17 protein-coding genes are annotated in these 19297 nt (G+C 63.1%); 9 read left to right on the top strand and 8 right to left on the bottom strand.

The window, feature by feature from the left end; all coding sequences use genetic code 11:
• Positions 1-12: 12 nt before the first annotated feature.
• Together aepY and aepX are read right to left on the bottom strand one after the other, a co-directional pair.
• Positions 13-1188, bottom strand: coding sequence for a phosphonopyruvate decarboxylase (gene aepY, locus G5S42_RS16145; protein WP_176107670.1), 1176 nt, complete (start codon positions 1186-1188; stop codon positions 13-15).
• Positions 1185-2912 carry a phosphoenolpyruvate mutase gene (gene aepX, locus G5S42_RS16140; RefSeq protein ID WP_176107669.1) on the bottom strand — a complete coding sequence of 576 codons (1728 nt, stop codon included), beginning with the start codon at positions 2910-2912 and terminating at the stop codon, positions 1185-1187. The genes aepY and aepX overlap by 4 nt, the downstream gene beginning before the upstream one ends.
• A 542-nt stretch (positions 2913-3454) precedes the next feature.
• Between aepX and G5S42_RS16135 the strand changes: the two genes are divergently transcribed.
• Both G5S42_RS16135 and G5S42_RS16130 read left to right on the top strand, forming a co-directional pair.
• On the top strand, positions 3455-4996 hold the full coding sequence (locus G5S42_RS16135; RefSeq protein WP_176107668.1) for a methyl-accepting chemotaxis protein: 1542 nt from the start codon (positions 3455-3457) through the stop codon (positions 4994-4996).
• 323 nt (positions 4997-5319) lie between these two features.
• Complete coding sequence (locus G5S42_RS16130; RefSeq protein ID WP_176107667.1) at positions 5320-7059, top strand: peptidoglycan D,D-transpeptidase FtsI family protein; 1740 nt, start codon at positions 5320-5322, stop codon at positions 7057-7059.
• Between the two features lie 33 nt (positions 7060-7092).
• Here the strand turns inward: G5S42_RS16130 and G5S42_RS16125 are convergent, their stop codons facing one another.
• Entirely contained in the window at positions 7093-8208 is a 1116-nt protein-coding gene (locus G5S42_RS16125; protein WP_176107666.1) for a GGDEF domain-containing protein, read from the bottom strand.
• A 344-nt stretch (positions 8209-8552) separates the two neighbouring features.
• Between G5S42_RS16125 and G5S42_RS16120 the strand changes: the two genes are divergently transcribed.
• Positions 8553-8807 (top strand): DUF2866 domain-containing protein, encoded by a 255-nt coding sequence (locus tag G5S42_RS16120; protein WP_013091226.1) that lies wholly within the window; start codon positions 8553-8555, stop codon positions 8805-8807.
• Between the two features lie 16 nt (positions 8808-8823).
• Here the strand turns inward: G5S42_RS16120 and G5S42_RS16115 are convergent, their stop codons facing one another.
• On the bottom strand, positions 8824-9453 hold the full coding sequence (locus G5S42_RS16115; RefSeq protein ID WP_176107665.1) for a 2-hydroxychromene-2-carboxylate isomerase: 630 nt from the start codon (positions 9451-9453) through the stop codon (positions 8824-8826).
• Between the two features lie 41 nt (positions 9454-9494).
• Positions 9495-10121 (bottom strand): LysE family translocator, encoded by a 627-nt coding sequence (locus G5S42_RS16110; RefSeq protein WP_013091224.1) that lies wholly within the window; start codon positions 10119-10121, stop codon positions 9495-9497.
• 171 nt (positions 10122-10292) lie between these two features.
• Here G5S42_RS16110 and G5S42_RS16105 point away from each other — a divergent pair, with 171 nt between their 5' ends.
• The 4 genes from G5S42_RS16105 (at position 10293) to G5S42_RS16090 (ending at position 13499) form a co-directional block, all read left to right on the top strand.
• The gene (locus G5S42_RS16105; protein ID WP_512884442.1) at positions 10293-10877 is read left to right on the top strand and encodes an IMPACT family protein; all 585 of its coding nucleotides are present in this window, start codon (positions 10293-10295) and stop codon (positions 10875-10877) included.
• A 177-nt stretch (positions 10878-11054) separates the two neighbouring features.
• On the top strand, positions 11055-11636 hold the full coding sequence (locus tag G5S42_RS16100) for a hypothetical protein (protein WP_176107663.1): 582 nt from the start codon (positions 11055-11057) through the stop codon (positions 11634-11636).
• Between the two features lie 108 nt (positions 11637-11744).
• Positions 11745-12365, top strand: a complete 621-nt coding sequence (locus G5S42_RS16095) for a LysE family translocator (protein ID WP_176107662.1) — start codon at positions 11745-11747, stop codon at positions 12363-12365.
• A gap of 156 nt (positions 12366-12521) precedes the next feature.
• Positions 12522-13499, top strand: a complete 978-nt coding sequence (locus G5S42_RS16090; protein ID WP_176107661.1) for a 2-dehydropantoate 2-reductase — start codon at positions 12522-12524, stop codon at positions 13497-13499.
• 77 nt (positions 13500-13576) lie between these two features.
• On the opposite strand, the gene G5S42_RS16085 is transcribed toward G5S42_RS16090, so the two are convergent.
• The 3 genes from G5S42_RS16085 to oxlT all read right to left on the bottom strand — a co-directional run bounded on the left by G5S42_RS16085 (position 13577) and on the right by oxlT (position 17490).
• Positions 13577-15028, bottom strand: a complete 1452-nt coding sequence (locus tag G5S42_RS16085) for an aldehyde dehydrogenase family protein (RefSeq protein WP_176107660.1) — start codon at positions 15026-15028, stop codon at positions 13577-13579.
• A 92-nt stretch (positions 15029-15120) separates the two neighbouring features.
• Positions 15121-16110, bottom strand: coding sequence for a LysR family transcriptional regulator (locus G5S42_RS16080; protein WP_176107659.1), 990 nt, complete (start codon positions 16108-16110; stop codon positions 15121-15123).
• 30 nt (positions 16111-16140) lie between these two features.
• The gene (gene oxlT, locus G5S42_RS16075) at positions 16141-17490 is read right to left on the bottom strand and encodes an oxalate/formate MFS antiporter (RefSeq protein ID WP_176107658.1); all 1350 of its coding nucleotides are present in this window, start codon (positions 17488-17490) and stop codon (positions 16141-16143) included.
• Between the two features lie 376 nt (positions 17491-17866).
• Here oxlT and G5S42_RS16070 point away from each other — a divergent pair, with 376 nt between their 5' ends.
• Positions 17867-18814, top strand: a complete 948-nt coding sequence (locus G5S42_RS16070; RefSeq protein ID WP_176107657.1) for a LysR family transcriptional regulator — start codon at positions 17867-17869, stop codon at positions 18812-18814.
• A gap of 96 nt (positions 18815-18910) precedes the next feature.
• A complete protein-coding gene (locus G5S42_RS16065; protein ID WP_176107656.1) occupies positions 18911-19231 on the top strand; it encodes an HAD family hydrolase in 321 nt (106 codons plus the stop codon).
• Positions 19232-19297: the final 66 nt, after the last annotated feature.

Below are 19297 nucleotides of genomic sequence, written 5' to 3'. Positions count from 1 at the left end.
TGGCATTAGGGTTCAGATCGCGCCGATGTGGCGCATCAGGCGCGTCTTCACATCGGGCGGCGTAATGGTCGGGCGCGGCAGGCCGTCGGGCGTGCCGCGGCGGATCGTCAGGCGTGCGAAGCGCGGCCCGTCGAGCGGCGGCGCCGCGAACAGTTCGTCGATGACTGCCGGATCGTCGCTCTCGACCGCCGACGCGTAACCGCACGCGGCCGCGACACCCGCGAACGACACTTGCGGCGACACTGTCGCCTGGCCGCCGGTCGAATCGTGCGCGCCGTTATCGAGCAGTACGTGCGTGAGGTTCGACGGACCGTACGCGCCGAGCGTCGCGAACGCGCCCATGCGCATCAGCGCGGCGCCGTCGCCGTCGAGCGCGACCACGCGCAGGTCCGGGCGCGCGAGCGCGAGGCCGAGCGCGAACGGCGTCACGCAGCCCATCGAGCCGACCATGTATAGCTGGTTCGCGCGATCGTCGATCGCATAGAGTTCGCGGCCGCAAAAACCGGTCGACGCGAGCACCACCGTCGAGTCGAGCGGCGTATGCGCGATGACCTTTTGCAGCGCGTCGTGGCGCGTTGCGAGTTCGTTCGCGGCGATATCGCGGAACTGCGCGCGGAACTGCGCATGCGGCTCGACCGGCGTGCGCCGCGCGGGCGCGCCGCCGTCCTTCAGTTCATACGGTGCGACGCTGCCCTTCTGCATCACGAGCGCGTACGGACGGCCGGTGGCGTCCATATGCGCGATCGCGCGATCGAGCGCCGGGCCGATCGCGTCGGCCTCGGTCGGGAACGTCTCCCACGGAATTTCCATCGTGTCGAGGATCGCCGGCGTGATCGGGCCCATCAGCGCGTGTTGCGGCTCGTCGGCAACCCCCGGCTGGCCGCGCCACGTGACGATCAGCAGTTGCGGCAGGCGAAAAGTCCAGGTCAGCGAGGTCAGCGGGCTGACCGCATTGCCGAGCCCGGAGTTCTGCATCATCGTGATGCCGCGCCGGCCGTTCTTCGCGCCGAGCGTGACGCCGGCGATCAGCGCGACCGCGTCGCCCTCGTTGGCCGCCGACACGTAGTGCAGCGATTCGTCCTGCAGCACGTAGTTGATGAACGGCGTCAGATACGAGCACGGCACGCCCGCATACCAGTCGAAACCGCGCTCGCGCGCCGCCTCGACGAACTGTGCTGCTTCGATCATTGCGCACCTCCGTGTGCATCGTGCGCCGTTGCGCCGCAGACGGCCGACGCGAACGGAGCCTGCGCGTGCGCGAAGTCGCCCGCGCGGCGGAAATCGTCGAGATCGTTGACGCCGCGCCAGTGCCCGTGCACGTATTGCACCTCGATCGACTCGCCCGCTTCGATCAGCGCGTTCAGCAGCGCGGGCATGTCGAGCGACGCGAAATCGTCGCGCGTCCGCAACCCGCGCATCACCGCTTGCAGGCGTTCAAGGCCCGCGCCGCGCACGTTCAGCAGCCCCACCCAGCGGCCATGCGGCACCTGCGCGGCGCTCGCCGTCGACGACTGGTGCCGCCCGCTCGCGACATGTCGCAGCACGACCTTGTTGCCGAACAGACCGCGGTCGTCGGCGGCCGAGCACCAAGCGAAATCGCGCACGCTCGCGTTCTCCGTATCGGTCAGCGACGAATCGACGACCACGCTGAAGGCGGCCTCGCTTTCCACCAGATCGCGCAGGATGTAGCTGCGAAACAGCAGGTCGCCGTACGAAATGACGGTGTCGCCGCTCAGTTTATCGAGTGCGCATGCGAGCGACGCGAGTTCACCGGTCTGCGCATGCTGCTCGTTCACGACGAGGCGAATGCCCGCGGTATCGATCGCGTCGGCGCGATAGCCGCCGACCACGGTGATGTCGTTGACGCCCTGCTTCTTGAACGCGTCGACGAGCCAGCGCAGCAGCGGTTTGCCGGCGATCGGCAGCATCACCTTCGGACGCTCTCCGGTCACCGCTTCAAGGCCCTTGCCGCGGCTCGCGGCGAGCACGACGGCCGAGCCGGCCGCGCGGCCGCCCGACAGATAGCGGTCTTCGGCCTCCGAATATTCGTCGGCGTCCTGCAAACGGAAGATTTCGTTGACCGCCGCGATGCTGTCCTCGACATTGACGAGCGTCTCGCTCGCATGGATTTCCTTCGCGACCGCCTGCATCGCCGAGGTCGCCGCGCGGATCAGATGGTTCGCCCAGATCACGGTGCTGATGCCCGCTTCGCGGAACACCTCGGTCGGCGTGCTGTAGTACTTGGTCGGCACGATCACGAGCGGCGCGCGGCCGGCCCATTCGCGCGCGAATTCGAGAATCTCGTCGGGGCGCGACAGCTTGCTGTGAATCAGGATCGCATCGGCGCCTGCCCGTCGATACGCTTCCGCGCGGCGCAGCGCTTCGTCCATGCCCCAGCCCGCGATCAGCGCCTCCACGCGCGCGACGATCGAGAAATGCTCGTCGTTCTGCGAGTCCTTGCCGGCCTTGATCTTGCCGCAGAATTCGTCGATCTCGGCAAGCGGCTGCGCCTCGCCCTTGATGAAGCTGTTGGTCTTCGGAAACTGCTTGTCCTCGATGCACACGCCGGCAATGCCGCGCTGTTCGAGCTTGCGCACGAGGCGGCGCACATTGTTGAAGTTGCCGTAGCCGGTGTCGCCGTCGAGCAGGATCGGCAGATCGCTCGCGTCGGCCATGAATTCCAGCGTATCGACCACCTGCGTCCAGCTCGCCTCGTTGTTGTCGCGCACGCCGAACTGCGCGGAGATCGCGAGGCCCGAGCCCCAGATCGCCTTGAACCCGGCTTCGCGAACGATGCGCGCGGACAGGCCGTTATGCGCCTCCATCATGAAATCGAGTTCACTGCGGACGAGCATCTGGCGCAGGCGCGCACTGCGGGACTGGGAAACGAAAGCGGGTTCGCGTGCATTCATTCTTCGGGACTCCTGGTGGCGGGCGGATTGACGTTCTTCTATGCCCGGCTGGCAATCGGAAAAAGGGCGACTATAGCGGAATTTTTTATGGCGAGTCTTTTGAATGCCGCAGCGATTTTTCGTGGTTGCTCTTAAGTGGAAAAATGTGTCGTTTTTTGGATACTCTATCATTTAATGGGATATTGGCGTTTTGTGGAATGTTGATGCGAACCTTGCAGGGTTTGGCTCGGCGGTTTATTCGGCCCTTCGTGCTGGCCGTTTTTATGTCGATTTTCGTGCGCATTTTTCAATGCCCTGCGCTTTATCGCAAATCGCCAGTCAATTCAGATTCGCGAATACTTCGCAAATGCCTTTTTTTCGAATTGCGCGCATACCAGCGCCGCTAAAACGCTCAATAAATCCGCTTATCAATCAGATGAATGGCGATGTAAACAGCGGGTTTCCCCTGCCTCGACCAACACCATTTCCCGCCGTTAACACAGCGAGCGGCATCCGACCGCAAACCACTAGACCCTAAGGCCAGAAATCCCATTCCCCTCGCTATGACTCTGAACCGAAAACTGACGTCGATGATCGCCGTGCTGTGGGTTGGCCTGATCCTGATCGGCGCGTTCGGCGCGTGGCAGAACCGCGCGTCGATGATCTCGGACCGACGCGAGCAATTGCGCTCGCTGATCGAAGAGGCCAACCACGTCACCGCCCATTACTACGCGCTCGCGCAGCAGCATGCGCTGTCCGAGGACGACGCGAAAAAACAGGCGCTCGCGACGCTCGGCGCGATGCGCTACGGCAAGGACGGCTACCTGTCCATCAACGACTCTCAGCCGGTCATGCTGATGCATCCGTTCAAGCCCGAACTGATCGGCAAGAACCTCGCACAGTTCGCCGATCCGGCCGGCAATCATCTGTTCGTCGATATCGTCAACGCAGGCAATCACGACGGCGGCGGCTTCGTCGACTATCTGTGGGCCAAACCGGGCAGCGAACAGCCCGTTGCGAAGACCAGCTACTCGATGCACTTCGCGCCATGGGACTGGTACCTCGTGACCGGCATGTATATGGACGACGTGCAAAGCGCGTTCTACCGCAACCTGCTGCGCTGGCTGGCGATCACGGTCGCACTCGGCGCGCTCTCCACGGTCGTGATGCTCATCGTGCTGCGCAGCATCCGCCGCTCGCTCGGCGGCGAACTCGAAGCGGCGGTCAAGCATGCGCGGCTGATGGCGCAAGGCAATCTCGCGACGCCGGTGTCGATCGCGCCGCACGACAACAGCAGCCTGCTGCATGCGCTGCGCACGATGCAGGCAGGACTCGTCGACACGGTCTCGCGCGTGCGCCAGGGCACCGAGAACATCAACGTCGGCGCGAACGAAATCGCCGCGGGCAACACCAACCTGTCGCAGCGCACCGAGGAGCAGGCGGCGGCGCTCGTGCAAACCGCGTCGAGCATGGATCAGATGACGGTCAACGTGAAGCAGAACGCGGACAGCGCGAGCCAGGCCGCGCAACTCGCGAGCGACGCCGCGAACGTCGCGACGCGCGGCAGCCGCGTGGTCGACGACGTGGTGCGCACGATGGGCGAGATTACCGCAAGCTCGCGGCAGATCGGCGACATCATCGGCGTGATCGACGGCATTGCGTTCCAGACCAATATCCTCGCGCTGAACGCGGCCGTCGAAGCGGCCCGCGCCGGCGAACAGGGCCGCGGCTTCGCGGTGGTCGCGGCCGAAGTGCGCAGCCTCGCGCAGCGCTCGGCGACGGCCGCCAAGGAGATCAAGGCGCTGATCGAAACCTCGACCGATACCGTCGAGACCGGCGCGTCGCTGGTCGCCAACGCGGGCGCGACGATGGGCGAGATCGTGCAGTCGGTGCGGCGCGTCAACGAAATTCTCGAAGAGATCAGCCACGCGTCGCGCGAGCAGAGCGCGGGCATCGAGCAGGTCAATCGCGCGGTCGGCGAGATGGACCAGGTCACGCAGCAGAATGCGGCACTGGTCGAAGAGGCCGCGGCCGCCGCGCATTCGCTGAAGGACCAGGTCGGCGTGTTGCGCGACGCGATTGCGAGTTTCGCGTTGCCGGCTTGACGCTTCTGCGCCGCGCCCGCGACGGGCGCGCATAAAAAGAAGGCGCTCCACAGGCAGGGAGCGCCTCATCAACACGCCGCGTCGGAGTCGACGCATCAATCGAACGAATCAGCCGCGCGGATTTTGCAAGTCCGCGCGGCTTTTCGTTTTTGAGCTTCGGCCCGGCTAGCGGTTGCTCGAAGACAATCACTTCGTCTTTCACATTCCTCGCATTTGAATTACGTTTTGTTTACACTCGGCCCAGCGAAAGTCCTTGCCGCCAGGCCACGTGGTTTTGGCGGCCCTGTTCAATCGAAGGTACGTAACGTCCGCTGCCCGCCGCCATGATCCGCCAGAAAAAACCTCCGTCGCCCGATCCCTATGCGTTAGCCGCGAAGAACCCGCTGCTCGACGCCCGGCTGCCCGCGTGGCGCTCGAAGTTCATCGTGCTGCTCGTGTTCGCCGCGTTCGCGACGCTCGCCGCCCGTGCGTTCTGGGTGCAGGTCGTGAATCAGGACTTCTACGTCGACCAGGGGCAGAAGCGCTATCAGCGCCTGCTCGAACTCGACGCGACGCGCGGCCGGATCGTCGATCGCAATGGTTCGATGCTCGCGGTCAGTCTCGCGACGTACGAAATCTGGGCCACGCCGAAGCTCGTCGACGAAAGCGCGTTCGCGCCGCTCGCCAGGCTGCTCGATCTGCCGCCCGCGGAACTGCGCAGGCGTCTGAACCGCGAGCGCAGCTTCGTGCTGCTCAAGCGCCAGCTCGATGCCGACACCGCCGAGCATCTGTCCCGACTCGGGCTCGCCGGCATCACGCAGGTCGCCGACACCAAACGCTTTTATCCCGAGGGCGAGTCGGCCGCGCACGTGGTCGGCTTTACCGACATCGAGGACAACGGCCAGGAAGGCGTCGAGCTCGCCGCCAACGCGCAGCTGCAAGGTGTGCCGGGCCAGCGCGAGGTGATTCGCGACCGGCTCGGCCGCGTGATCTCGGAGACGCGGCCGCTCGTGCCCGCGCGCAACGGCGCGACCATCCAGCTGACGATCGACCGGCGCATCCAGCAACTCGCGTACACGCAACTCAAAGCCGCGATCGCGCAGCACCGCGCCGAAGCGGGCAGCGTGGTCGTGCTCGATGCGCGCAACGGCGAGATCCTCGCGCTCGCCAACTACCCGAGCTTCGATCCGAACGACCGCACGCACCTGTCCGGCCGGCAACTGCGCAACCGCGCGGTGATCGACACGTTCGAGCCGGGCTCGACGATTAAGCCGCTCGTCGTCGCGCTATCGATCGACGAAGGCAAGGTGCGGCCGCAAAGCATCATCGATACCGCGCCAGGCTGGTATCGGATCGGCCCGGCCGTGATTCACGACACGTCGAATCACGGCGCGATGACAGTCGCCGAGGCGGTGCAGAAGTCGAGCAATATCGCGCTCGCGAAACTCGCGCTGAACCTGCCGGCCGAAACGATCTGGACCAAGTACCAGCAATACGGGCTCGGCATGAAGCCCGAGCTGCCCTTCCCCGGCGTGGCCGCCGGCAAGCTGCGGCCATATGGCCGCTGGCGCCCGATCGAGCAGGCCACGATGGCGTATGGCTACGGGCTGTCGGTATCGCTGCTGCAAATCGCGCAGGTCTACACCGCCTATGCCGGCGACGGCACGCTGCGGCGCGTGAGCCTGCTGCGCGAGCCGCGCGATGCGGACGAGCCGACGTCGTTCGCCGCTCGCAGCGAACCGGTCACGACACCCGGCACCGCGCGCGCGATCCGCAACATGCTCGAAATGGCAACGGGCGATGGCGGCACCGGACGCGCCGCGAGCGTGGCGGGTTATCGCGTCGGAGGCAAGACCGGCACCGCGCGCAAGCAGATCGGCGCGGGCTACGCGCCGAATCGCTACCGCGCGCTGTTCGTCGGTATGGCGCCGATGAGCGATCCGCACCTGATCGTCGCCGTGATGATCGACGACCCGGCCGGCAGGGCGTTCTATGGCGGTACGGTCGCCGGACCGGTGTTCAGCGGTGTGATGGGCGGCGCATTGCAGCTGCTCGGGGTGCCGCCGGATGCGGCCGGAGTGTGACGCGCAGTTAGTGTTGGTGTTGGCGCCGCTCGATCAGCCCTGCTCATCGAGCGCATCGGCGTGCGTCTCGATGCGATTGCGGCCGTTGCGCTTGGCCTGATACATCGCGCGATCGGCCTCGTCCATCATCGTCTGACCGAGCGACATCGCGTCGGCCGGGCTGCCCGCGACCACGCGCGCGGCCACGCCGATCGACACCGACAACGCGATGCGCTCGCCGTGCACGTCGCGCACGTCGAGATTCTCGACTGCCCGCCGCACGCGCTCGGCGACGGCCAGCGCGTCGCTGCGATCGCCTTGCAGCAGCGCGGCGAACTCCTCGCCGCCATAGCGCGCGACGGTGTCGCCAAGGCGCACCTGCTGTCGCACGCAGGCCGCCACCGCCGCGAGCGCGCGGTCGCCGATCTGATGGCCGTGGCTATCGTTGATGCGTTTGAAACCGTCGATATCGATGAACAGACACGCGACCGGCGCGCGATAACGGACCGCGCGCATCAACTCCTCGCGCAGCCGCTCGTCGAAATAGCGGCGATTCGCGAGGCCGGTCAGCGCATCGGTCATGCCGAGTTGCTTGAGCCGCTCGCGATGCGCGACGTTGTCGAGACTCGCGGTGACGATGCTCGCGAAGCGCTCCAGGATGTCGGTGGCCATGCCCGCGCCGAAGCGCGCGGGGTCGTCGCTGCCGAGGCATAGATAGCCGCTGACGTTCTTGCCCGCGGCGAGCGGCAGCAGGATCGCGCTGGCCGGCACTTGGGCCGGCACGGCGCCAAAGAACGCGCGGCGCGCGTCGCCGTCGAGCTCGTCAGGGCGGCCGAGCCACGGCCGATCGTCCTCGCACAAAGACCGCGCGATGAGACCACCCTCGCGCGAGGTCTTCAGCTGTGCATGGTCGAGCGCTTGCAGATTGTCCGGCTCGAGCAGTTCGAGCAGCATCGGCGCGCGGTCGTCGAGCCACAGCACCACGTTCGCGAGAGCGAACTCGCGCGGCAGATGGCTGAACAAGGTATCGAGAAACGACGCGAAATCCTGCGCGCCGATCAAATGCAACTCGACGTTCTGGAAGCGCCGCAACGTGCGCTCGTTGTGCTGCACGGTGTCGACGAGCGAGCGAAGGCGCTCGGAAAGCGGCGTTTGGGCGAGTTTCGTCACGGTATCGGCAAGGCGGCCCTGAAGGCGAACGGGGTCGACGCCCCAACTCTACTGATAACGGCCGATCCGCCGGGGTCTTGAGGGCAGGCTCGCGACGCGTCGGCCGGCATGCGGGCGTGCGCGCCCGCCGTTGTCAACGCTCGTTTGCATTCGCTTGCACTCGCTTACACGCTGCGAGATCCGTTTGCGTAATGATTGCGGTTCTTAAGTTTCGCTTAATTGTTCGCTGCAAGTATGTACTTCATCCCCTGTTGAGCCGCCAGAACATCGGCGGCGTTTTTTCTTGAAGGGTGCCGACAACGCGGCCGAGCATGGTCCCGCGCACAAGAAGAAGGAGGTAAATCATGGTTGAAGAGATGGTAGTCGAACACCTGCGTGCGATGCCCGGCCATCAATGGACTCGCCAGATTCATTCCTGCAAGGTCTCCGATCCGCTGCAACAGCCTTGGGGCCGTTCATACCGCCTCGTCGAATGGACGATGAAGCACGAGCCCGAATCGAGCCGCCGCGTCGTTCCCGCCGAAAGTACTCCACTCGAAATCGCTCAGGCCGTGGTCTCTCATGTCCCGGGCCGGCGCTTCTGTCAGCAGGCTGATTGAGCGCTCCGTTCGACGTTCATTGGCGCGCCGCGATCGTGTCGCAGTAGTCCAACGCGTCCTCCAGCCTGTCATTTCCCCAGAACATCTCGCCGCCGACAAAAAACGTCGGCGCACCGAAGATGCCCTTGCTGATGGCCCGTTCGGTCTGCTCGCGCAAACGGAGCTTGTTCGCGTCGCTTTGCGCGGCGTCGATCACGCTCTGCACGGGTAAGCCAAGCGAGTCGAGCGCTTCGCTGACGACGTCGATCGAGCCGATGTCGCGGTCGCCGACGAAATTCAACTGCATGATCTGGCGGCACCAGGCGCCGATCCACGCCTCGTTCGCACCCAGCAGCGCGATGCGCATCGCGAGAAGCGCCGCGCGCGGAAACGTGCTGGGACGCGTGAGCGCAAGGCCGTATTTGCGGCATTGACGCTCCATGTCTTTCCACACGTATGCGCCTTTTTCTTTCTGCAATACGAAGGGCGAGTTCTCGAACCCAAGCTGGCGAAATACCGGGCCGAGCAGAAACGGCCGCCAGACGATCGTCACGTTGCGCGCGGCCGCCAACGCTTCGACCCGCATCATGCTCAGATAGCTGTAGTTGCTGCCGAAGTCGAACCAGAACTCGAGCGCGCGCGCCGTCGAGGTTGAGCCTTCATTCATCGCGGTCTCCTGAATCGCGCGTGCCAGTCGCGCATCGACCCTCAGCGTGTTTGCACCGCCACGCGCAGGCCAAGCGAAATGAACAGCACGCCGATGAGCTTGTTCTGCCAGCGCGTCAACCACGTCAAACGCTTCACGAGTTTGCCCAATGGCCGCATCGTCAGGACGATCAGCGTCGTGTAAAGCGCGCTCATGGCAACGAAAATCAGCCCGAGCGTCGCGAACTGCAGGAACGTCGAGCCATGCTCGGGCCGTACGAATTGCGGCAGAAACGCGAGGAAAAACAGCGCGGTCTTCGGGTTCAGCACTTCGGCGGGAATCGCCTGCAAAAACGCCTTCGAACCCGACACCGGCGCGACGACCGGCAGATGCGCACTCGCCTGCTTTTCGCGCAACGCGCGAATGCCCAGATAGACGAGATACGCGGCACCGACGAATTTCACCGCATTGAACGCGAGCGCGGACGTCATCAGCAGCGCGGAGAGGCCAACCGCGGCGCCCAGCGTATGCACGAAGTCGCCGGCTGCGATGCCGAGACCGGTCAGAATGCCGGCCTTGCGTCCACCGTGCATGGTGCGCGTCAAAACCAGCAGCACGGCCGGGCCAGGAATCAGAAAGAGCCCGAGCACGACGGCAACGAAAGTCCCCAACGTGGATAGGTCAAGCATGTCGTCTCCTCGCGATGCGCAGCATCGAAATGATGGGCGCGCGTTCAGCGGACCATTGTAGTCGAACCCGCGAACCTGCCCTCGGCGCCTCGCTCGCGTGGACGATCCGTTACCATGTCCGACATCGCGGCGCGTACCGCATGCTTTCTTTCATCCACCGACGTTTCCGCCTTGCCCACCTATACCCTGCCCGCGCCGCTGAGCGCGGAACTCGAGATTCGCAAGAGCCGCTTCATCGCGTATGCGCTCCCGGTCGCCGATCGCGATGCCGCGATGGCCGAATTGCAGCGTCTGCGCGACGAACATCCGGCCGCGACGCATGTGTGCTGGGCGCTGCTCGCGGGCGGCCAATCCGGCATGTCCGACGACGGCGAACCGTCCGGCACCGCCGGTCGGCCGATTCTCGAAGTGCTGCGGCATCACGATCTGGATGGCGTGCTCGCGGCCGTCGTGCGCTATTACGGTGGTGTGAAGCTCGGCGCGGGCGGTCTGGTGCGGGCGTACACCGATGCGATCGCGTCCGCGCTGCTCGACGCGCCGCGCGTCGAGAGGATTGCCCAGGTTTCGCTGGGCGTCGAAGTCAGTTATGCCGACGAAGCCAAAGTCCGTCGTTGGATGGACGCCGAAGGCTATGCACTGGTGGACAGCGCCTACGGCATGCTGGTGAAGATGACGATGCGCGTGCCCGTCAATGCGCTCGACGGCGCCAAGGCAACGTTGACCGATATCACGCAGGGAAAGGCGGGCTTTTTCTGAGCGGCTGCGGTCGAACGCCCTTCGGGCGTTGTCCGGATGTCCATCGCTATTGCGGCCCGTTATGATGGCCGGGCTAGCCAGCCAGACGCAAGGTTCGCTGCTACCATGCTGTTCTTCACCGGGCTGACTCCACTTAAAAGGGCAACTCCTCTGACTTCGACCGCCGCTTTCTCCCGCATGGCTGCTGCGCGTTCGCCGTTGAGATCCGTCGTGCTCAAGGGCTGCGGCGCCGTGCTGCTGCCCACGCTGTTGTCCGCGTGCTCGTGGTCATGGTTCGGCCTGAACAGCAGCGCCAGCGCGACGCACCCGAAGACCCACGGCACGGGCTCGCTCAGCGTCGCCCCTGCAAGCGACTTCGCGTATCTGCCCGCGCACGACGGTCATGTCTCCCCGAACCGCATCGAAAACACCGGGATGACCGGGCTCGTCTTGAAGGACGAGGTCAGCCTGGTCGTGCGCAATGGCGTCGCGAACAGTCTGCGAGTGGCCGGTTTCCGTATCGACGACAACAAGCGCGTGCTCAGCGGCAGCATCGAAGCCTTCACGGTGGACGATAAGCGCTCGCCGGCGCTGTGGACGCTGAAGATGCACTACGTGGTCGTCGATGCGGCGACCCAGAAAGTCATGTACACGACCACGCGCACCGTGAAGCAGAAGTCGCCGAAATTCACCAGCAACACGATCGCGATCGAAGACACGGTCAAGCTCAGCGTCGATACATTGATCGGCGACCCTGGCTTTATCAAGGCGGTGAACTGAACACCCGACCGGCGGAAGCGCGGCGCGGTTTCGCTACAATCCCGGTAACGCATCGCGCGCGATCCTCCGCGCGATGCATCATGATCTCCCGTTCGGAATGCAGCCGTCATGTCCCTTACCGCCTGGCTATTCTTCTTGCCCGCCTGCTTTGCCATCAACCTCGCACCCGGGCCCAATAACCTGCTTTCGATCAACGTCGCCGCACGGCATGGCTTCATCAAGGCATTCGTCGGCGGCAGCGGCCGGCTGCTCGCCTTCGCGATGATGCTGGCGCTCGCCGCGACCGGTCTCGCCGTCGTGCTGCATGCGTCCGAGTGGATCTTTCTGACGATCAAACTCGCGGGCGCCGCTTATCTGATCTGGCTCGCGGTCCAGCTGTGGCGCAGCGACGCGCCCGCCATCGATACATCGCAACCCCAGGAAGCCGCGCTCACGCGTATTGCGCGGCACGAGTTCTTCGTCGCGGCCGGCAATCCGAAGGCAATTCTGGTTTTTACCGCGTTTCTGCCGCAATTCGTCGACGTCGCGCAACCGATACTGCCGCAATTCGCCGCGCTCGGCGCGAGCTTCCTGGTACTCGAATGGGTCGCGATCGCCCTGTATTCGTGGGCCGGTATGTATCTCGGCAAGTGGCTGATGCGCGCGAAGATCCGCCGCTGGTTCAATCGCTGCTGCGGCGGCTTTCTCGCTGCGATCGGCGTGAGTTTTCTGCTGGTTCGGCGTGCCTGAGGTGAGGCCGTTTCATAACGAATAGCTAATACATCGACGGAGAAACTTTAACTATCGGCTTTCGTTGCTCCACCTTATGCTCGAACCGTGACCGGCCGCGAAGTGGTGCAATGCGGCATTGGGCGAACGGCTTTTTCATCGTCACGGAGCGACATCATGAAGATCTGCATCTTCGGAGCGGGAGCGATTGGCGGTTTAATGGGCGTGCAATTGGCGCGCGCCGGCGCGGACGTCAGCTTCATTGCGCGCGGCCCGCATCTGGCGGCCATGCGTGAGCACGGCGCGCGCCTCATCATGGATGGCGAAACATTCAGCGCGCCGGTGCGCTGTACTTCAGACCCAAGCGAACTCGGCGTTCAGGACGTCGTCATCGTCACGCTGAAGGCGCATTCGCTGCCCGGCGTGGTCGATTCGATGCAGCCACTGCTCGGCAAGCACACAGCGATCGTTACCGGCGTCAACGGCATTCCGTATTGGTACTTCTATCAGCATGGCGGACGCTTTGCCGGTACTCGCCTTGCGAGCGTCGACCCCGACGGTTCGCAGTGGACCAAGCTCGGTCCCGAGCGCGCGATTGGCTGCGTACTCTATCCGGCGGCGGAAATCGTCGAACCGGGGGTGATCAAACACGTGTACGGCAAGAAGTTCCCGATCGGCGAACCGAGTGGCGAACGCACCCCGCGCATTCAGCAATTGCACGAGATCATGCAGGCAGCCGGCTTCGAAGCGCCGATTCGCGACAACATTCGCGACGAGATCTGGCTCAAGCTGTGGGGCAACCTGTGCTTCAACCCGATTAGCGCATTGACGCATGCAACGCTCGATGTCCTCACGAGCGACCCGGGCACGCGGGCGGTTTCACGCACGATGATGCTCGAAGCGAAGCGAATCGCGGAACAGTTCGGCGTGCACTTTCGTGTGGACGTGGAAAGGCGTATTGATGGCGCGGGCGCGGTCGGTGCGCACAAGACGTCGACGCTCGTCGATCTCGAGAACCGCAGGCCGATGGAAATCGATCCTTTGCTGACCGTCGTGCAGGAAATGGGCCGACTCGTTGCCGAACCGACACCCACCATCGACGTCGTGCTCGCACTGATCAAATTGCGCGAGAAGATGGCTTTACAGGGTAATTGACCAGATAGTCCTTTTCGTTTTGCACCACGACCGAAAGGATCGGATGCCATGCATCCGATCCTTTTTCACATCCGCCGCTATTGATCGATCGCCACCCACACCGCTTTCGGTTCAGTGAAGTTCTCGATCGCGACATCGCCATGCTCGCGACCGAAGCCCGAATCGCCAGCACCACCCCACGGCAAACGCACATCCGTATAGCCGTAAGTATTGATCCACACCGTGCCCGCCTTCAGGTCGCGCGCCACGCGATGCACGCGGCTCAGGTCAGCGCTCCATACGCCGGCCGCGAGACTATACGATGTGCCATTGGCGATGCGGACCGCGTCCGCTTCGTCATCGAACCGAATCACGCTTGCCACGGGCCCGAAGATTTCTTCCTGCGAAATGCGCATCTCGTGCTCGACATTCGCGAACACGGTGGGCTCGACGAAAAAGCCGCGATTGCCGACGCGCGCGCCACCCGTCACGAGCGACGCGCCTTCCGAGCGACCTGTGTCGACATAGCTCAACACGGTTTTCATCTGCGCGGCCGAAATCAGCGGTCCCATCGACGTTTCGCGCAGCGACGGATCGCCGACCTTGATCGACTTCGCGCGCGTAGCCAGACGCTCGACCACTTCGTCATACACGTCACGATGCGCGAGTATCCGCGACCCAGCGGAGCACACTTGCCCCGTATTGAAGAACACGCCCGACGCCGCGGCGCGCACCGCATTGTCGAGATTCGCATCGGCAAAGATCACGTTGGCCGACTTGCCGCCGAGCTCCAGCGTCACGCGTTTGAAGTTGCCCGCCGCGCCCTGCAGGATGCCTCGTCCGACCGAAGGCGAACCGGTGAACGTGACCTTGTCGATACCGGGATGCGACACCAGCGCGTCACCCACCACACTACCCTTGCCGGTGACGATATTGAGCACGCCCGGCGGCACACCCGCTTCGAGCGCCAGCTCGCCGATGCGCAACGCGGTGAGCGGCGTGATCTCGGCAGGCTTGACGATCAGCGTGCAACCGCATGCGAGCGCGGGCGCGATCTTCCACATGCCGATCATCAGCGGAAAATTCCACGGCACGATTGCAGCGACCACGCCGACCGGTTCGCGCAGCGTATAGGTCAATGCATCGGGACGCGTCGGCACCACCTGGCCGTTGATCTTGTCGCACCAGCCTGCGTAGTATTCGACGGTATCGATCGCGGCGGGCACGTCCTGACGCATCACCGCGGCAATCGGCTTGCCGCAGTCGAGACTTTCGAGCGCGCTGAGTTCTTCCATGTTCTCGCGCATCAGACCCGCGAGCCGTTGCAGGATCCGGCCGCGTTCGGCGGCGCGAATCGAATTCCATACCTTCAAAGCGCTGCGCGCCGCGCGCACCGCGGCATCGACGTCGGCGGCGCTGCCTTGCGCGACCAGCGCGATCGGATCTTCGGTCGCGGGGTTGATATCGACGGAATATTCGCCGGTGCCTGGCGGCATGCGCTTGCCGTCGATCAACAGATCATGTTGCCTGAGGTCGGACTGGATATCCATCATGAAGCTCCTTGAGTAGGACGTTATGTGGCTGACTGGCGGCGCATCGATCGAATGGCGCGCATCGCGCGAGCTTTTCGGTCGGCCCTTATCTAAGGTTCCGGCAACAGGCTTTGCCGCACGGACTGCCAGCTGAAGCTTTGCGTTGCGGCAGCGGCTGCGGCAGGCACTTCGTCCGCGATCCGCGCATGACCGGTCGTCGATGCGACGAACTGCGCCCACGCAGCAGCCGCATTGGGACGAAGCGAGCGGTTTCTGCGGTGCATGAGTACCGTCGTCAATGTCGTTTCGGGAACCAGCGGACGACTCACCAACGAAGCGCCCGGCGAAGGCCAATGCGCATCGACAGGCAATACGCCGACACCCAGTCCCAATTCGACCATGCGCGCTACCGCCGCGACGTGTCCGAGTTCCTGCATCGGCCGGCGCTTCAATTCGTTCGCGGCGAGTACGCGTTCGAGCGCGGCACGCACGCCGGTATCGGCATTCAGCGTGATCAGCGGACAATCGCGCAACGCGTGCCATTCGATGCTGTCGTTCTGGGCTAGCGGATGTATGGATGGAAGCACCGCATGCAGTGGCGTAGTGAAAAGTACCTGAGCATGTAAGAGAGGACTATCGACGGGTGCGGTCACGCAGACCGCGCCGAAATCCACTTCACCCTGCTCGACACTGGACATTACGCTGCATTGAGGCTGATCCTTGACCGACACGACGAGTTCGGCATAAACCGACGCGCACTGCGCCAAAGCCCGCGGCACCCAGCCCGACGACAACACCGGATTACTCGCGAATAACACGACGCCCGTGTGTCCGTCGTAAGCAGCGCGCTCTTCGAGCAGCGTCAATTCGATTTCGTCGAGCAGCCGGCCGATTCTTCTCTCGAGACTCGCACCCGCATTCGTCAGTTCGACCTGGCGTGTCGTGCGATCGAACAGCTTCAATTCAACCGCGTCTTCCAGTTCACGCACACAACGGCTGATGGCCGACTGCGTCAGATCGAACTCGCGCGCCGCGCGCGTGAAACTGCGCTCGCGCGCGACCGCGACGAATACCTTGAGCTGCTGCAACGAAACATTCATGGCGTCGGTTCCGGGCGCGCGACGCTCACGTTATTCGCCGGACTGTTCCGGCCAGTGACTCATTCTCGACGCATTGCCATTGCCATGACCCGCGACGGCCAGCGCGCCCTGAGGTTCATCGTGCGATTCGATCCAGCGCGTGCGCATCGGCTCGAGGATGAACTTCGCGGAAATGCCCGCTGCGATCGTGATGATGGCGGAAACGATGAAGACGAGGTTCCAGCCGCCCGTCGCGGCGAGTACCGACGCGATCGGCACCAGCAACGAGGCCGTACCCTTCGCGGTGTACAACGTGCCTGCATTGGCGGCCGCATACTTGCTGCCGAACGTATCCGCGCAAGTCGCCGGGAAGATCGAGAAGATCTCGCCCCAGAACAGGAAGATCAACGCGGCAAAGGCCATGAACGCATACGGATTGCTGCCGAACTGCATCATGCCGAGCAATGCGAGCCCTTCGCCGATGAAGATCACGAACATCGTGTTTTCACGGCCGATCTTGTCGGAGATGAAGCCGCACAGCGGACGCGTCAAGCCGTTGAAGATATTGTCGATCGACAGCGTGAGAGTCAGCAGCGGCAACGTCGCGCCGAAGACCGACATCGGAATGCGCGCTATGCCCCAGTCTTTCGCGATCGGGCCGATCTGCGCGGTCGCCATCAAACCACCCGCCGCGACCGCGACGAAGGACGCGTAGATCACCCAGAACACTGGCGTTTTGATCATCTGTCGCGACGTGAAATCGACTTTCGACACCGCGAAGCGGCTCTTGCGTACCCCTGCCTGACGCAAGATCGGCCGCGTCAGGAGCATCGCGAGCAGCAGAATGCTGACGCCTTGCACGATGCCGAAGAACAGGAACGTCTCTTCATAGCCGCGGCGCGTAATCATGTTTGCAATCGGAATCACCGTCAGCGCCGCACCCGCGCCAAAGCCCGCGGCCGTCAAACCAGCGGCGAGACCGCGCCGGTCGGGAAACCATTTGAGCGCATTGCCGACACATGTTCCGTACACGCCGCCCGCGCCTATGCCCCCAATCACCGCGGCGAAATACAACATGCCGAGCGTCGTTGCATACGAATTGAGAATCCAGGACAAACCCGCGCATAGCGCGCCGCCTGCCACCACCGGGCGCGGCCCGAATCGATCGACGAGCCAGCCCTCGAACGGCACGAGCCACGTCTCGGTCAGAATGAAGATCGAGAACGCGAGCTGGATCGACGCCTCGCTCCAGTTATGCCGCGCATGCATCGGAGCCACGAATAACGTCCACGCATATTGCAGATTCGCCACCAGCGCCATGCATATCATGCCGATGACCAATTGCGACCATCGGTTACGCCATGACATACCCGTCGTCGATTGCTGGGTGATATTGTCCATGAGCCTTGTCTCCACTATTTATTTAGTGCAGCCGGCTTACGCGCCGCGCTGGATGCGTCCCGCCTTATCGTTATGGCCCGAGAACTTCGCTATTCGGGAAATCTCGAAGTCGATGCTTTCATGCTTTTCCGCAAATCCCCCGACCCCGCGTTTCGATGATAGTTCTTGCTTTATTCCGACGAGAACCACGCTTCGTGCCGGTAAGCATTGCAGCTTATTCCCCGCTATTGAGTCCGCCGCACCACATATCTATGCGTTAACCCGCGTATTACGGTGGCTATTCGGCTTGTTATGGGTTTCATGCTAGGGTCATCGCTGAATTACTCATAATTAAAGTTTGTTATTATGTCGATTCACGTTTCCTTATACATCGACCATGACGATGCGCAATGCAACTCTGCGGCAACTGAAGGTCTTTGAAACGGTGGCGCGCCACCTGAGTTTTTCGCGCGCCGCGGAAGAATTGCATCTGACTCAGCCAGCCGTTTCCACCCAGGTCCGGCAACTCGAAGAACATGCGGGGCTGCCTCTGTTCGAGCAACTCGGCAAAAAGATTTATCTGACGCCGGCCGGCACCGAAATGCTTCACTACAGTCGCGCGATCATGCAGCAGTTCCATGAAGTCGACGAAGCGATGAGCCAGTTGAAGGGCGTCTCCGGCGGCAAGCTGAATGTCGCCGTGATCAGCGCCGGCGACTATTTCTTTCCGCGCCTTCTCGCCGAATTCACGCGTCGCTATTCGGGTGTCGATCTGAATCTCGCGGTGCACAACCGCGAAGAACTGCTGCATCAACTGGCGACCAATCAGACCGACCTCGCGGTGATGGTGCGTCCGCCGCACGAAACCGACGCGACCAATGAACCGTTCGCGCCGCATCCGTACGTGATCGTCGCGGCGCCCACTCATCCGCTTGCGCACAAGCGCAATATCCGCTTCAGTCAACTCGCGAACGAAGCGTTCATCGTGCGCGAACGCGGCTCCGATACATGGAATTCGATGGAAGAGGGTTTTGCCGGCCGACTGTCCAATCTGAAGATCGCGATGGAGATCAAGAGCACCGAGACGATCAAGCAGGCGGTCATTGCCGGAATGGGCATCGCGTTTCTGTCCGCCCATACGATCAGCCTCGAATTGCAATTGGGTCATCTGGTCGTGCTCGACGTCGAGAGCTTTCCGGTCATGCTCAATTGGTACGTCGTGCATCGGAAGAACAAACGTCTGCCGCCGGTCGCCGTTGCCTTCAAACGCTTCCTGATGGAGGAAGGCGCCAATCTGATCGAAAAGATCACGCGCGTGAAGGAACTGAGCGTGCATAAGCCTTAAGCTATGGAAAGCCAATAAAACTTTAACTATTGCAAATCGATCGCGGCTTCTATGCTGCAAGCGAGTTCTTTCACTTGCGAGCCGAGGAGGCCGATCATGAACCACACTCCGGTTGAATCCCGTATTAGTACGCGCAACGCTCGCACAGCGGCGGCGGATCACCAGGACCATCCCGACGATGCGCATCTGAGCGCCTACAATGCCGCGTTCAGCGATCTCGGGCTGCGGTTTCGCTGGGACCGCGCGACGCTCGACATGCTGAAAGAGTTCAATGGCGAGTTGGCGCGAATCACCGCTTATATCGAGCGCTATCACAGCCATCTGCATCGCGCGTACGATGCCGACTTTCTCGCGCAACTCATTCTGCACAGGAAGACGCAGTACTACAGCGAATTCGCCGCGGCGGTTGGTGACTAGAAGCATTGAACAAGACTCGGGCGGCGGGATCATCATCCCGCCGTCTTCGCGATTGGCAATCAGGTT

The organism is Paraburkholderia youngii (assembly GCF_013366925.1).
Classification (GTDB): Bacteria; Pseudomonadota; Gammaproteobacteria; order Burkholderiales; family Burkholderiaceae; genus Paraburkholderia; species Paraburkholderia youngii.
Note: the sequence above shows the minus strand (reverse complement) of the source record. Positions and strands in the feature narration are given on the sequence as shown.

Coding starts and splice junctions, on each gene's coding strand:
- aepY (WP_176107670.1), bottom strand. CDS start 1,188: ATGATCGAAGCAGCACAGTTCGTCGAGGCGGCGCGCGAGCGCGGTTTC.
- aepX (WP_176107669.1), bottom strand. CDS start 2,912: ATGAATGCACGCGAACCCGCTTTCGTTTCCCAGTCCCGCAGTGCGCGC.
- G5S42_RS16135 (WP_176107668.1), top strand. CDS start 3,455: ATGACTCTGAACCGAAAACTGACGTCGATGATCGCCGTGCTGTGGGTT.
- G5S42_RS16130 (WP_176107667.1), top strand. CDS start 5,320: ATGATCCGCCAGAAAAAACCTCCGTCGCCCGATCCCTATGCGTTAGCC.
- G5S42_RS16120 (WP_013091226.1), top strand. CDS start 8,553: ATGGTTGAAGAGATGGTAGTCGAACACCTGCGTGCGATGCCCGGCCAT.
- G5S42_RS16115 (WP_176107665.1), bottom strand. CDS start 9,453: ATGAATGAAGGCTCAACCTCGACGGCGCGCGCGCTCGAGTTCTGGTTC.
- G5S42_RS16110 (WP_013091224.1), bottom strand. CDS start 10,121: ATGCTTGACCTATCCACGTTGGGGACTTTCGTTGCCGTCGTGCTCGGG.
- G5S42_RS16100 (WP_176107663.1), top strand. CDS start 11,055: ATGGCTGCTGCGCGTTCGCCGTTGAGATCCGTCGTGCTCAAGGGCTGC.
- G5S42_RS16095 (WP_176107662.1), top strand. CDS start 11,745: ATGTCCCTTACCGCCTGGCTATTCTTCTTGCCCGCCTGCTTTGCCATC.
- G5S42_RS16090 (WP_176107661.1), top strand. CDS start 12,522: ATGAAGATCTGCATCTTCGGAGCGGGAGCGATTGGCGGTTTAATGGGC.
- G5S42_RS16085 (WP_176107660.1), bottom strand. CDS start 15,028: ATGGATATCCAGTCCGACCTCAGGCAACATGATCTGTTGATCGACGGC.
- G5S42_RS16080 (WP_176107659.1), bottom strand. CDS start 16,110: ATGAATGTTTCGTTGCAGCAGCTCAAGGTATTCGTCGCGGTCGCGCGC.
- oxlT (WP_176107658.1), bottom strand. CDS start 17,490: ATGGACAATATCACCCAGCAATCGACGACGGGTATGTCATGGCGTAAC.
- G5S42_RS16070 (WP_176107657.1), top strand. CDS start 17,867: ATGACGATGCGCAATGCAACTCTGCGGCAACTGAAGGTCTTTGAAACG.
- G5S42_RS16065 (WP_176107656.1), top strand. CDS start 18,911: ATGAACCACACTCCGGTTGAATCCCGTATTAGTACGCGCAACGCTCGC.